This is a genomic window from Streptomyces sp. NPDC051976, from assembly GCF_040680795.1.
In the GTDB taxonomy this organism is placed as follows: domain Bacteria; phylum Actinomycetota; class Actinomycetes; order Streptomycetales; family Streptomycetaceae; genus Actinacidiphila.
On record NZ_JBFAXL010000032.1, the window covers coordinates 21,574 to 35,108 of the forward strand.

Here is a 13,535-nt window from a genome sequence, read left to right on the forward strand (position 1 = left end):
ACTGAAGTCGGCCGGTCAGAGCGACTTCAGGAGGACCATGGGCGAGAACGAGCGGCGGATGCTGGCGGGCGAGTGGTACCTGCCCGACGACCCCGAGCTGGGCGCGCAGTCGCTGCGGCGGGCCGAGTTGTGCCGCGCGTACAACAGCGATCCGCTCGACGCGGACCAACGCACCGCGCTGCTGGGACGGTTGCTCGGCTCGCTCGGCGAACGGGTCGTCATCAGGGCGCCGTTCCACTGCGACTACGGGGCGCAGATCAGCGTCGGCGCGCGGACGTTCGTGAACTTCGGCGCGGTCTTCCTCGACGCGGCCGCGATCACCATCGGCGAGGACGTGCAGATCGGCCCCAACGTCCAACTGCTCACCCCCACGCACGAACTGGACACCGAGCGGCGCCGTGCGGGCTGGGAGCGGGCGCTGCCGGTGACGATCGGCGACAACGTCTGGCTGGGCGGCGGCGTGATCGTCTGCCCGGGCGTGACGATCGGCGAGAACACCGTGGTCGGCGCGGGAGCGGTGGTCACCAGGGATCTGCCCGCGGGTGTGCTGGCGGTCGGGAACCCGGCGCGGGTGGTCCGCGAGCTGACCTGAGCGTTCCCGGCGGCGCCTCGCTTCGGCCCGGTCTTATGGTGCCTTGCCCGCGCGCTGCCCTCGCCTCGCCCGCGCCTTGCCCGCGCCTTGTCCGGCAGGCGGGGTGGCGCCGCGGGCCGGGGTCAGTAGGGTGTCCGGCATGACACTACTGGCCGGTAGGAAATGCTTCAGGGCGCTCGAGCCGCTGCACTCCATGGTCTACTTCGCGCCGGAGACCCAGGCGGAGCTGGTGGCGGCCGGGCTGGAGAAGAGCCGGATGTGCTACTTCGCGGGCCGGGCCGCGGCGCTCGGGCCGGTCGGCGCGGGGGTCGTCGCGGCCACCTTCTACAACTTCAGCCCGGCGCTGGTCGCCCGGCACATCCCGCGCGCCTGGACCCTGGCCACCCCCGAGGCGGTGACCGCGGCCCGGCTGCGCGCCGTCGAGGCCGTACAGCGCCGCCTGCTCGGTGACGCGCTGGCCTCCGCGGAACTGGCCGAGGCGGCCGCACTCGCGCTGCGCGCCACCGAGGCGTGCGCCCCCGCCGGCCGCCCTCTCTACGCCGCCCACGCCCAGCTCGACCGGCCGGAGGAGCCGCACCTCGCCTTCTGGCACGCGGTCACCCTGCTGCGCGAGTACCGCGGCGACGGCCACCTCGCGGTGCTGCTCGACGCCGAACTCGACGGCCTGGAGGCCCTGGTCACGCACTGCGCCACCGGCAAGGGGTTCCTGCCGGACTTCGCGCGGGCCAGCCGCGGCTGGAGCGACGCGGAGTGGGACGCGGCGGTCGCCCGTCTGCGCGACCGCGGCCTCCTCGACGCCGACGGCGCCCTCACCCCCGAGGGAGCCGACCTCCGCCGCCACATCGAGCACGAGACCGACCGCCTCGACCACGCCCCGTACGCCCACCTCGGTGAGGACGCCACGGTCCGGCTCGCCACGATCGCCCAGAGCCTCACGCTCCGCGCCCTGAGCGCGGGCGCCTTCCCCGACGGCGTGTTCGCCGCCTCGGGCAAGAAGTGACGGTCCGTCAGCGGGGGGCGGACCCCGCGTGGTGGCGCTGGTAGTGGCGGGCCACGCGGGCGCGGTTGCCGCAGGCGGCTGAGCACCATTCGCGGCGCGGGTGGGAGCGGACGAAGTACAGCACGCAGCCGGGGGCGTGGCAGGCGCGCAGTTCGCTACGGGCGTCGCCGGTGAACAGGCGGGTGGCCTCCTCGGCGATCCCGGACAGGGCGGTCGCGGCCCGCGAGTGGGCCGAGTGGCCGGTACGGGTGGGGGCGCCGCCCTCCGGCCAGTCGAGCCGGGACCAGGCGGGCGCGTAGGCGCAGGCGTGGTTGACGGCGTCGACGGCGGCGGTGAGGTCGGGGGTGGCCGAGGACGCCGCCGGGCGCGTGTCGTCGGTGGCGACGGCGGCCAGCCGCCGCAGCGCGTCCCTGAGCTGCCGGAACTCGCCGAGGAGCGCGGGGGAGGGGGCGTCGTCCACGGCCGCGGCATCCCCGCCGGCGGCGGGGCCGACCGGCAGCCGCGGGCGCACCGACACCAGCCAGCGGGCCAGGCCGTCCGCGTCGAGCAGGGCGTCGTGGACGCCGTCCCGGTCCGCCCAGACGGTGTTCATCAGCTCCACCGGCAGCGGCTCGCCGAACAGCGGCGCGTCGGTCACCGGCTCCGTGGTCACCGGCTCCGTGTTCTGCGGCTCCGTGGTCTCCATGGCGTGCAGCCTAATCCTGGTCCTAATGGTTGTCCAAAGGTCATCCCATTTGACAACGGGATGCGGTCACGGCAGGCTACCTAATGAAAGAACTTCTTCGTTGCCATTAGGTGCAGAGGCTGACCCGGTAGGAGGCCGCCATGATCCCGCGCACGCACTCCGGCTTCCACGACGGCGAGCTCGCCGTCCAGCGGCGCGCCGGGGTCGGCGGCGAGGCCGCCCGGCTGACCGGCATGCTCGCGCCGCCCACCCTCACCGGCGGCGCCGCCCGCTTCCTGGCCGACCGCGACCTCGCCGCACTGACCGCCCGCGACGCGGACGACATGCTGTGGACCGTGCCGCTGCGCGGGGCGCCCGGCTTCCTCAAGGTGGTGGACGACACGACCCTGGACGTGCTGGCGCTGCCCGCCCCCGGCGGCCCGCTCGCGGATCCCGACGGCGGCGGCCTCGTCCGCGGACGCCAAGCCGGCCTGATCGCCGTCGACTTCGCCGCCCGCCGCCGCTTCCGGGTCAACGGCACCGTCGTCGCGTCCGGCCCGACCGGTTTCGCGCTCCGGGCCGAGCAGGCGTACGGCAACTGCCCGCAGTACATCCAGCGGCGCCGCGTCACCGCCGAGCGGGCGGACACCGTGGCCGCGACGGTCCGCTGGGGCGACGGCCTGGACGCGGACGCGGTACGGCTGATCACCCGGGCGGACACCTTCCTGCTGGGCACCGACCACCCCACCCGCGGCGCCGACACCTCGCACCGCGGCGGCGCGCCCGGCTTCGTACGGGTCGAGGACGGCGGTCTGTGGTGGCCGGACTATCCGGGCAACAACATGTTCAACAGCCTCGGCAACATCGCGGCCGACGGCGCCGCCGCCCTGCTCTTCCTCGACTTCGCCACGGGTGCGGCCCTGCACCTGTCCGGCACCGCGGTGGTGGAGTGGACGACCCCGGGTGCACCGGGGGACGACGGCGGCACCGGGCGGCGCGTCCGCTTCACCCCCCGCCGCACCGCGACGACCGCCACCCGGCTGCGCGCCGGCGACACCGCCCCCTACCCGCGCAACCCGCCGCTGAGCCCCCCGTACCCGGTCCGCCGAGCCCCGTGAGCGGCCCGGCACTCCAGCCCGACGACCCCGACGACCACCCAGCACGGCAATCCCGCACGACAGGAGACCACATGTCCGCGCCCCGCCCGCCGCTACCGCCCTTCACGGCGGAGACCGCGATCCAGAAGGTCCAGGCCGCCGAGGACGCCTGGAACACCCGAGACCCGGAGAAGGTCAGCCTCGCGTACACGGAGGACTCCCGCTGGCGTAACCGCGACACCTTCGTCACCGGCCGCGCCGAGATCGTCGCCTTCCTGACCGCCAAGTGGGAGCGCGAGCAGGACTACGCACTGCGCAAGAGCCTGTGGAGCTTCGACGGCGACAGGATCGCGGTGCGCTTCCAGTACGAGTGGCACGACGCCGACGGGAACTGGTTCCGCTCCTACGGCAACGAGTTGTGGCTGTTCGACGCGAACGGCCTGATGAGCCGGCGTGAGGCCAGCATCAACGACCTGGCCATCACCGAGGAGCAGCGGCGCTACTTCGGTCCGCGCCCCGACGCGGAGCGCGGCCCCGGCCACGACATCGAACTCGCCTGATCCGACGGCCCGTCGCAGCCCGGTCCGGCGCCGCGTCAGTCGCGCGGCGCCGGACCCGTCGAGCCGCGCGGCACGAGCTGGGTGGCGAGCTCCACATGCAGGGTGTCGACGGTGTGCCGGTCGAGCAGGCGCATCAGCAGTGAGACCGCCATCCGGCCCATCTCCTCCAGCGGCTGACGGACCGTCGTCAGCCGCGGCACCGTGCTGCGGCTGAGGTCGATGTCGTCGAAGCCGGTGATCGACAGCTCCTCGGGGACCCGAAGTCCCCTTTCGTACGCGGCCCGCAGGGCTCCGACGGCCGCCTTGTCGTTGAACGCGACCAGTGCGGTGGGGCGTTGCGGCAGGTCGAGGAGTTCGCAGGCCGCCGCGTAGCCCCAGTCGGCGGTCGGCTCGATGCTGCGCAGCAGTTCGGGGGCGGGCAGCACTCCCGCGTCGGCGAGCGCCGAGGTGTGGCCCGCGAGGCGGGATCTGCTGGCCAGCCAGTCGCCGGGCCCGCCGATCACACCGATCCGCCGGTGGCCCAACTCCACGAGATGCGCGGTGACATCGCGGGCGCCGGTGAGGTTCGCCGCGGACACCGAGGCGATGTCGCGGGGCAGCGGTGTACGGGGATCGACCACGACGAAGGGGAAGTCCCGCGCGCGCAGCGCCTCCAGTTCGTGCTCCGGCTCCGGCGGCACGATCAGGATCGCCCCGGCGATCGCGGGGTCGGTCGGCAGCCCCGGCAGCACCTGGGCCTCGCGGGCGGCGTCGCCCGCGCTGAGCACCACCCGCCTGCCGTGCAGGTCCAGCGTCTCGGCGATGGAGGAGACGATCACGCCGAAGTAGTCGGTCAGCACATAGGGGCAGCGCACGTAGATCGCCCCGTCCGCGGTGCCGCGCCTGGCCGGTGCGGGCGCGCCGAGCCGCTCGACCGCGCGCCGTACCAGCGCCTGCGTGCCGGGGGCGACGTTGGCCTGTCCCGTCATCACCCGCGACACGGTGGCGATCGACACGCCCGCCTCGGCGGCGATGGCGCGGACCGTGACCCGGGGCGCCTGCGGCCTAGCCAACTGTTACAGCGTTTCGTTTCATGGGGGGCAGCTTAGCGCCCCGGCGTGCGGACGTCATGATCCTGCCTTCTGTACTGATAGCGGGATCGGTACGGGATATTGACAGGCCGCGGCGGCGACCGCTTATCTGGGTTTCGCCTCAGTTCCAGAAAATGTTACATCATGTTTCATGAGTGCTCGCCGAGGAGAACGATGAGGAGACGTGCCATGGGCGCGGCGGCCGTTACGGCCGCCGCACTCTGCCTGACCTGCGTGCCCGCCGCGCAGACCGTGGCGATGACACCGGCCGCCCACACGCCCGCCGCGGCGCCCCAGGCGCAGGTGTGGGTGACCACCGCCGACGGGGCCCAGCGGATGCGGCAGCAGCCGCCCGTCACCTTCCAGGCCGGGACCTCGGACCTGACCACCATCACCGTCGACCCGAACCAGACCTTCCAGCGCATGGACGGCTTCGGCGGCGCGCTCACCGACTCGTCGGCGGCCGTGCTGTCCGCGCTGCCGCGCGAGGCCAGGGACTCCGCGATGCGGCAGCTCTTCGACCCGGACAGCGGCATCGGCGTCAGCTTCGTCCGGCAGCCCGTCGGCTCCTCCGACTTCACCGCGGCCGCCGCGCACTACACCTACGACGACATGCCCGCGGGCCAGACCGACTTCGCGCTGCGCCACTTCAGCATCGCCCACGACCAGACGCAGATCCTGCCGCTGCTGCGGCAGGCCAAGCGGCTCAACCCGCGTCTCACCGTGATGGCCACGCCCTGGAGCCCGCCCGCGTGGATGAAGGACAGCGGCTCGCTGGTGGGCGGCCACCTCAAGGACGACCCGGCGGTCTACCAGGCGTACGCCCGCTACCTGGTGAAGTTCGTCCAGGCGTACGCGGCGGCCGGCGTCCCGGTCGACTACCTGACCGTGCAGAACGAGCCGCAGAACCGCAAGCCCAACGCGTACCCCGGCACCGACCTGCCCGTGCAGGCCGAGACCGCGGTCATCGAGGCGCTCGGCCCGCTGCTGCGCGAAGCCAGCCCCCGTACCAGGATCCTCGCCTACGACCACAACTGGACCACGCACCCCGGCGACATCGCCACCGCGCAGCAGCTCGGCGAGGACCCGCAGACCGACTACCCGTACGAGGTGCTGGACAGCCCGGCGGCGAAGTGGATCGCGGGCACCGCCTACCACTGCTACTCGGGCGACCCCAGCGCGCAGACCGCGCTGCACGACGCGCACCCCGACAAGGGCATCTGGTTCACCGAGTGCTCCGGTTCGCACGGCGCCACCGACACACCCCCACAGATCTTCCGCGGGACGCTCACCTGGCACGCGCGCACCATCACCGTCGGCACCACCCGCAACTGGGCCAAGTCGGTGGCCGACTGGAACCTGGCGCTGAACGCCGACGGCGGCCCGCACAACGGCGGTTGCGACACCTGCACCGCCCTGCTCACCGTGCAGCCGGACGGCAGCGTCACCAACAGCGCCGAGTTCTACACCATCGGCCATCTGTCGAAGTTCGTGGCACCGGGAGCGGTCCGCATCGGCAGCACCAACTTCGGCACCACCGGCTGGAACGGCCAGCTCACCGATGTGGCCTTCCGCAACCCCGACGGCTCCACCGCCCTGGTGGTCCACAACGAGAACGACAACCCGCGGAGCTTCGCGGTCGCCGTCGGCGACCGGAACTTCACCTACTCCCTGCCCGGCGGCGCGCTGGCGACCTTCACCTGGCCGAAGTCGCAGCTCCTGACCAGCCGCCTCCACTCGGTCCCGCTGGACGGCGCCGGCGCCACCTCCCAGCCCGCCGGGCAGGGCGCGGCCACCCTGGCCACCGACGCGGACGCCAGCACCCGCTGGTCCAGCGGACAGGCCCAGGAACCGGGGCAGTACCTGCAACTCGACCTCGGCAGGCGCACCGCGTTCCGCCGGGTCGCGATCGACAGCGGCGACAACCTCGGTGACTACGCACGCGGTTGGCAGCTCTCGGCGAGCGACGACGGTACGACCTGGCGCACCCTGGCCGCCGGAACCGGCACCGGACAGCTCACGAACGTGGATGTGCCGCTCACCAGCGCACGCTATGTCCGGGTGACCGCCACCGGCTCGGCGGGCAACTGGTGGAGCCTGGCGGACATCAGGCTCTACCGCTGAGTTCCCGCCCGGCCGCCCCAACCGCCGGGCCCTGTGCGACACATGACGCCCCCTCAGCCTCGGCCGAATACCGCGCCGGAGCCGAGGGGGCGCTCTACCATCGAACAGGTGGCCGCCGTCGTACGGAGGAGAGAAGCCGGGATGGATCGTGACGAGGAACTCCGGATACTCGACCGCGCCCTGGCGCACCTCCATGACAAGAGACTCCCGCTCACCGACGCCGACAGCCGGGTGAGCACCGACCGGTACCAGTCGCCCGACTGGTACCGGGCGGAGCTGGACCAGATCTTCGGCCGTCTGCCGTCGATGCTGGTGCACGGCTCCGAGTTACCCGGGCCCGGCGCCTTCGTCACCATGGAGCACTTCGGGCGCCCGCTACTCGTCAACCGCGACCGCGACGGCGTCGCACACGCCTTCCTCAACGCCTGCCGCCACCGCGGCGCCCGGCTGGAGCAGGACCCGTCGGGCGTCCGCAAGCACTTCACCTGCCGCTACCACGCCTGGCGTTACGACACCGACGGGTCGCTGGCCACCATCCCGAGCGCCCACTGCTTCCCCGGCGTCGATCCCGCCAAGCGCGGCCTGGTCGCCCTGCCGGTGGTCGAGGCGTACGGCTTCGTCTGGCTGATGCCGGAGGCGGCCCCCGGCCGCGCCGACCTCGACGGCTTCCTCGGCTCCTTCCGGCACGACCTCGCCGACCTCGGCCTCGACGGCTTCGAGATCTACGGCGCCGAGAGCCAGGAGTGGGAGATCAACTGGAAGCTGGTCGTCGAAGGCACCCTGGAGGGCTACCACTTCCCGTTCCTGCACACCAAGAGCGCCAACCCGCTCTTCGAGAACAGCACGTTCTTCTTCGACGGCTTCGGCCCGCACCTGCGCTCGATCCTGCCCAAGCGGTCGATCAACTTCGTCGAGCGCACCCCGCGCGAGGAGCGGCGGCTGCTCGCCGTCGCCAATGTCATCCACACGATCTTCCCCAACGAGACGGTGCTGCACCAGTCCGACCACTTCCTGTGGATCACCGCCCACCCGCTCGGCCCGGCCCGCACCCTGGTCAAGCTGCGGCTGATCGTGCCGCGCGGCTCGGTGGAGAGCGACGGCGCCGAACGCTGGGAGGAGAACCGGGCGCTGACCTACCAGGTGCAGTACGAGGACCTGGAGATCTACCGCGAGATCCAGATCGGCTTCGCCACCGGCGCGAACGAGGAACACGTCCTGGGCACACAGGAGTTCGCCCTGCGCACCTTCCACGAGACCGTCGACCGCCACCTGTTCGGGGCCGGACCCGGAGCTCAGCGGGACGGTGCCTGAGCGCGTACGGCATCGGGTGTCCCGGCGGTCTCCGGCGCCCCGGGCGACCCTGACGCGGGAGTCTTCCGTGCGGCCGCCCGGCCCGTCCGCCACTGCCGCAGCGCGTAGAGCAGCCCGCCCGCCGCCAGGCCCCAGAAGGCACCGCTGATCCCGAAGAAGGTCACGCCCGACACCGTGACCACCAGCGTGACCACCGCGGACTCGCGGTGGTCGGCGTCGGCCATCGCCCCGGTCAGCGAGCCGGCGAGGGCGCCCAGCAGCGCCAGCCCGGCGACCGCCTCGATGATGTTGGGCGGGGACGCGTTGACGAAGGCGACCGCCGCACTGGCGCCCAGGCCGAGCAGCACGTACACGCCGCCCGCGACCGCCGCCGCCCGGTACCGCTTGCGCGGGTCGGGCCCGGCCTCCTCGCCCGCGCACAGCGCCGCGGTGATCGCCGCCAGGTTGACCGCGTGCCCGCCGAAGGGCGCCGACAGCAGGGAGAACGCGCCGGTCCAGCTGAACAGCGGCCCCGGCTCGGGGTGGTAGCCGTTGACGTTCAGCACCGCGATTCCGGGGATGTTCTGCGAGGCCATGGTCACCACGTACAGCGGCAGCGCGATGCCGATCGCCGCCGACGCCGTGAAGTGCGGGGTGACCAGCTCCGGGTGCGGCAGCAGCGGTCCGAGCGAGTCCGCGCGGATGTGGGTGGTGGTGGCGATCAGCACCACCGCGACGACGACCGCGGCGGGCACCGCGTACAGCTTGCGGAAGCTGCCGACGGCCGCCCAGGTCAGCACCACCGCGAGGCCCAGCTTCGGATCGGACTTCACCGCGTGCGCCGGGGCCAGGCACAGCGGCAGCAGGATGCCCGCGAGCATGGCGTTGGCCAGCGGCTTGGGGATCGAGGAGACCCAGCGGCCGAGCGGCTCCCACAGCCCGGATATGACGATCAGCGCGCCGGTGAGCAGGAACGCCCCGACGGCGGCGGGGAATCCGCCGTGCGAACCGGTGGACCCCGCCAGCAGTGCCGCGCCCGGCGTCGACCACGCCACGCTGACCGGCAGCCGGGTGCGCAGGCTGAGGAAGATCGCGCACAGGCCCATGGCGACGAGCAGCGCCATCAGCCCGGACGCCGCCTCGGCCCGGGTGGCGCCGACCTTGGCGAGACCTTCGAGCACCACCGCGAAGGAGCTGGAGAAGCCCACGAAGGCGGCGACGAACCCGGCGGCCGACGCCCGGACGAGATCGGACCGCGCGGAGCCCCCGCCGGACGTCTGGAGGGCCTCGCTCATCTCAGAATTCCTCGTATCCACTCTGCGCGATGATGTCGCGCATGACCTCGCTCGCCCCGGCGGCGACCGCGGCGGCCTGTGCGTCGTTCACTGTCGCGGAGATGGCGGAGCCCGCCCGGAACCCCTCGGCGCCGTGCAGATGACGGCACTCCTCGGCCACGGTTTTGGCCACTTCCGTGGCCTTCAGTTTGACCATCGAGCACTCGGTGATCGACAGCGGGTCCCGGGAGTAGCGCCAGGCGGCGTGGTACGCGAGCTGCCGGGCCGCCTCCACCTCGGTCAGCAGCTCCGCCATCCGGTGGCGTACCGCCTGCTTGGCGCTGAGCGTCGACTCGAACATCCCGCGCTCCTTGAGGAACCGCCAGGTGGTCTCCAGACAGTTGGCCGCGTCGCCCACCGCGGAGATCCCGGCGGCCAGCCGTTCGAGCTGCATGTTCCGCATGATCTGCGGAAAGCCGGAGCCGGGCCGCCCCACCACGTTAGCCTTCGGCACCCGGACGCCGCGGAAGCTGAGGTCGGCCATGGCGCAGGCCCGCCAGGCGACGCAGTCGTTGGGGGTGACGCGCAGACCCGCGCTCTCGCGGTCGACGACCACCAGCGACAGCCCGCCCTGGCCGCGGACCGCCGGGCCCGCGGTGCGTACGGCGGTGACGAAGAAGTCGGCGAAGCCGCCGTTGACGATGAAGCGCTTCTCGCCGTCGACGACGAGGTCGTCGCCGTCCTCCCGGGCGGTCGCCGCCAGCCCCGAGAGGTCGGAGCCCGCCTGCGGCTCGGTGAGCGCCAGCGCGGCGATCCGCTCACCGCTCACCGCGGGCCGCAGATAGCGCTGCTGCAGCTCGGGCGAGCCCTTCGAGGCGAGGTAGCTGGTGCCCATGTAGCAGTGCAGCGCGACGGCGAAGCGGACACCGCCGAAGCCGAGCCGCCCCAACTCCTCCAGGAACACCACCGAGTGGAAGAAGTCCGCCTCGGCGCCGCCCGCGGCGCGCGGGTGGTTGAGGCCGAGCAGCCCCTCCGCGGCCAGCGCGTGCCAGGCGGAGCGGGGCATGGTGCGGCGCTCCTCCCAGCCCGCCGCGTGCGGGGCGATCTCCTTGCGCAGGAAGGTGCGCACCCGGTCCCTGAACGCCTCGTGCTCGGCGGTGAGATACGGCGACTCCACGGTCACCGCCCCGGCCCGCTCGGCAGGTGCGCGGCGATCTCGGCCACCACGGCCGCCTCCTCGTCCCGCAGGAAGAAGTGCCCGGCGGGGAACGACCGGATCGCGAACGCGCCGGTGGTGTGCCGCCGCCAGCCGGTCATGTCCTCGTAACGGTCGATGTCGTCGCGCTCGCCGCACATCGCCAGGATCGGCGTGCCGATCGCGCCGGGCGACGGCTCCCAGGTCTCCGCCAGCCGCAGATCGGCCCGGAGCACCGGTTCGAACAACCGCATGAGCTGCTGGTTCTCCAGCACCTCCGGCGGCACCCCGTTCATCTCCCGCAGCCGCTCCAGCAGTTCGGGGCCGTCCATGTCGTGCATCGTCCGGTGCCGCGGGGCCCGGCCCGGGGCACGGCAGGCGGCGACCACCAGCAGTTCGGGCGGCCGGTGGCCCGCCTCGGTGAGCACATGGGTCAGTTCGTACGCCAGCCGCGCGCCGAGGCTGTGGCCGAAGAAGGCGTACGGTCCGCGCGCGGCCTCCGGCGCCACCGCCGCGGCCAGTTCGGCCAGTGCCTCCGGCCAGGTGTCCAGCGGCGGCTCGCGGAAGCGCTGCTCGCGCCCCGGCAGCCGGACCCCGGTCACCTCGACCCCGGCCGGGACGCGCTGCTGCCAGCCGCGGAAGACCTGCGCCCCGCCGCCGGCGTAGGGCAGGCACAGCAGTTGGGTGCCGGGGCCGCCGGCGGCGCCGAACCGGGCGAGGACGCGCTCGGAGACGGGTGCGGTGCCGGTCATTGGGAGGGAGCCTGCGCCAGCGCCTCGTCGACCGCCCGCGCCAGGCTGCCGAGCCGGGCGTCCTCGTAGAGCGTCTCCGGCTCCAGCACCTCGGCGCCGAACCGCTCCTCGGTGCGCGCCAGCAGCTTGATCGCGGACAGGGAGTTGCCGCCGATCTCGAAGAAGTCGTCGTCGACGCCGACTTCCGTGATGCCGAACAGGCCGCGCCAGATCTCGGCGAGCGCCTCCTCGGTGGCGGTCAGCGGCGCCGCCGCGTCGGTCCCCGTGCTCACGGCCGTCTCCTCACTCATGGACTTCTCCTCGCTGTCGGGTCTGGGTGGCGAGCAGGGCGTGCCGGTCGACCTTCCCGGTCGCGGTCAGCGGCAGCGCCTCGCAGAGGTGGACGCGCGCCGGCACCATGTAGGCGGGCAGCCGGGCGCGCAGATGGTCGCGCAGGGACTTCGGTGTGCAGTCCGGGTCGTCGGTGACGACGAAGGCGAGCACCGGCTTCTCGCCGCGCGCGCTCACCGTCACGAAGCTGCTCCTGACCGCCGGATGGCGGTCCAGGTGGTGGGCGATCTCGCCGAGTTCGATGCGGTAGCCGTTCACCTTGACCTGGTCGTCCTTGCGGCCCTGGAAGACCAGGGCGCCGTCGGGCAGCAGATGGCCGTAGTCGCCGGTGCGGTACAGGCGCTCCGGCGTGCCGTCGACGACGCGCTCCACGAACAGCTCCGCCGTCAGCGCGGGCATCCCCAGGTAGCCGGGGGACAGGCCGTCCCCGGCCAGGCAGATCTCGCCGCTGCGCCCCGGCTCGCACAGTTCGTCGCCGTCGATGACGTACACCCGGGTGTTCTGCAGCGGCAGGCCGATCGGCAGCGCGGTGGCGTCGTCGGCCAGTTCGTCGACCGGGTGGTAGGTGGCGAAGGTGGTGGACTCGGTGGGCCCGTAGACGTGCACCAGGCGGCCGGGGCCGTAGCGGCGCAGCGCCTCGGACATCCGGCGCAGTGAGGCGTTCTCGCCGCCGGTCAGGATGGTGCCGACCCCGGCCAGTGCCTCCGGCTGCTCGTCCACCACGGCGTTGAACAGCGCGGTGGTCAGGAAGAGGGTGCCGACCCGGCGCTCCCGCAGCACCCGGCCCAGCTTCGACAGGCTCAGATGGCTGTCCGGGTAGAGCACGCAGGTGCCGCCGCGCAGCAGGGCGCCCCAGATCTCGAAGGTCGCCGCGTCGAAGGTGACGGGGGCCAGTTGCAGCAGGCGGCTGTCCGCGCCGAGCCGGGCGTAGCGGGCGCCGGAGATCAGCCGGACGACGCTGTGGTGCCGGATCGGCACCCCCTTCGGTCGCCCGGTCGAGCCCGAGGTGAAGTTGACATAGGCGATGGCGTCGCCCGTGACGGCGACCTCGGGTCCCCGCGCACGGGCCGCCGGGACGCCCTCGGCCACGGGGGTGACCCGGAGGTCGGCGAACCGCGCCGCCAGCTCCGGCGCTCGGTCGGTCACCACGGCGCCGCACTCCGCGTCGGCGAACAGGCCGCGCAGCCGCTCGTCGGGCCAGGCGGCGTCGAACGGCAGATAGGCGGCGCCGCACTTGAGGACCGCCAGCAGCGCCACGATCAGCTCGGGGGAGCGGGCGACGCAGACCCCGACCACCGCGCCGGGCGCGACGCCGCCCGCGGCCAGCTCCAGGGCCAGCCCGTTGGCGAGCCGGTCCAACTCCGCGTACGCGAGGGTACGGTCGCCGTGCTCGACGGCCGGTGCGTCCGGCGTGCGGCGGACCCACTCCTCGAACAGCGCGGGCAGGCCGCTGTCGTGCGGATAACCGGTCGTGGTGGCGTTGATCCGGCGGTGGATCGCCACAGCCGAGTCGGAAGCGTTCACGTGCTGCAGCGCCGACACCCCCGTGTACGCGTCAACCATGCTGGCGGAATAGTGCGTCGTGCG

The 13,535-nt window shown here is 73.1% G+C and carries 13 protein-coding genes; 6 read left to right on the top strand and 7 right to left on the bottom strand.

Going from position 1 to position 13,535, the window contains the following annotated elements; all coding sequences use genetic code 11:
* Positions 1–37: 37 nt before the first annotated feature.
* Positions 38–592 carry a sugar O-acetyltransferase gene (locus AB0M29_RS27465; protein WP_365387205.1) on the top strand — a complete coding sequence of 185 codons (555 nt, stop codon included), beginning with the start codon at positions 38–40 and terminating at the stop codon, positions 590–592.
* Positions 593–731: 139 nt separating this feature from the next.
* Positions 732–1,592: a hypothetical protein gene (locus tag AB0M29_RS27470; RefSeq protein ID WP_365387207.1), complete on the top strand. Its 861-nt coding sequence runs from the start codon at positions 732–734 to the stop codon at positions 1,590–1,592.
* Between the two features lie 7 nt (positions 1,593–1,599).
* Here the strand turns inward: AB0M29_RS27470 and AB0M29_RS27475 are convergent, their stop codons facing one another.
* Positions 1,600–2,277 (bottom strand): ABATE domain-containing protein, encoded by a 678-nt coding sequence (locus AB0M29_RS27475; protein ID WP_365387208.1) that lies wholly within the window; start codon positions 2,275–2,277, stop codon positions 1,600–1,602.
* Between the two features lie 140 nt (positions 2,278–2,417).
* Here AB0M29_RS27475 and AB0M29_RS27480 point away from each other — a divergent pair, with 140 nt between their 5' ends.
* Together AB0M29_RS27480 and AB0M29_RS27485 are read left to right on the top strand one after the other, a co-directional pair.
* The gene (locus AB0M29_RS27480; RefSeq protein WP_365387210.1) at positions 2,418–3,374 is read left to right on the top strand and encodes a pyridoxamine 5'-phosphate oxidase family protein; all 957 of its coding nucleotides are present in this window, start codon (positions 2,418–2,420) and stop codon (positions 3,372–3,374) included.
* A gap of 71 nt (positions 3,375–3,445) precedes the next feature.
* Positions 3,446–3,913 carry a nuclear transport factor 2 family protein gene (locus AB0M29_RS27485; RefSeq protein WP_365387213.1) on the top strand — a complete coding sequence of 156 codons (468 nt, stop codon included), beginning with the start codon at positions 3,446–3,448 and terminating at the stop codon, positions 3,911–3,913.
* A gap of 35 nt (positions 3,914–3,948) precedes the next feature.
* Here AB0M29_RS27485 and AB0M29_RS27490 read toward each other — a convergent pair whose 3' ends face one another.
* Positions 3,949–4,965 (bottom strand): LacI family DNA-binding transcriptional regulator, encoded by a 1,017-nt coding sequence (locus AB0M29_RS27490; protein ID WP_365387214.1) that lies wholly within the window; start codon positions 4,963–4,965, stop codon positions 3,949–3,951.
* Positions 4,966–5,157: 192 nt separating this feature from the next.
* Between AB0M29_RS27490 and AB0M29_RS27495 the strand changes: the two genes are divergently transcribed.
* Complete coding sequence (locus tag AB0M29_RS27495; RefSeq protein WP_365387216.1) at positions 5,158–7,107, top strand: discoidin domain-containing protein; 1,950 nt, start codon at positions 5,158–5,160, stop codon at positions 7,105–7,107.
* A 141-nt stretch (positions 7,108–7,248) separates the two neighbouring features.
* Positions 7,249–8,418 carry an SRPBCC family protein gene (locus AB0M29_RS27500; protein ID WP_365387219.1) on the top strand — a complete coding sequence of 390 codons (1,170 nt, stop codon included), beginning with the start codon at positions 7,249–7,251 and terminating at the stop codon, positions 8,416–8,418.
* Here AB0M29_RS27500 and AB0M29_RS27505 read toward each other — a convergent pair.
* The 5 genes from AB0M29_RS27505 to AB0M29_RS27525 are packed head-to-tail and all read right to left on the bottom strand — an operon-like array spanning position 8,400 to position 13,511.
* On the bottom strand, positions 8,400–9,692 hold the full coding sequence (locus tag AB0M29_RS27505; RefSeq protein ID WP_365387222.1) for a benzoate/H(+) symporter BenE family transporter: 1,293 nt from the start codon (positions 9,690–9,692) through the stop codon (positions 8,400–8,402). The two genes, AB0M29_RS27500 and AB0M29_RS27505, sit on opposite strands and share 19 nt — an antisense overlap.
* Before the next feature lies 1 nt (position 9,693).
* Complete coding sequence (locus AB0M29_RS27510; protein ID WP_365387224.1) at positions 9,694–10,848, bottom strand: acyl-CoA dehydrogenase family protein; 1,155 nt, start codon at positions 10,846–10,848, stop codon at positions 9,694–9,696.
* A gap of 2 nt (positions 10,849–10,850) precedes the next feature.
* A complete protein-coding gene (locus tag AB0M29_RS27515; protein ID WP_365387226.1) occupies positions 10,851–11,618 on the bottom strand; it encodes an alpha/beta fold hydrolase in 768 nt (255 codons plus the stop codon).
* On the bottom strand, positions 11,615–11,908 hold the full coding sequence (locus AB0M29_RS27520; protein WP_365387227.1) for a phosphopantetheine-binding protein: 294 nt from the start codon (positions 11,906–11,908) through the stop codon (positions 11,615–11,617). Before AB0M29_RS27520 ends, AB0M29_RS27515 begins: the two co-directional genes overlap by 4 nt.
* Positions 11,901–13,511: an amino acid adenylation domain-containing protein gene (locus AB0M29_RS27525; protein WP_365387229.1), complete on the bottom strand. Its 1,611-nt coding sequence runs from the start codon at positions 13,509–13,511 to the stop codon at positions 11,901–11,903. Before AB0M29_RS27525 ends, AB0M29_RS27520 begins: the two co-directional genes overlap by 8 nt.
* Positions 13,512–13,535 lie beyond the last annotated feature (24 nt).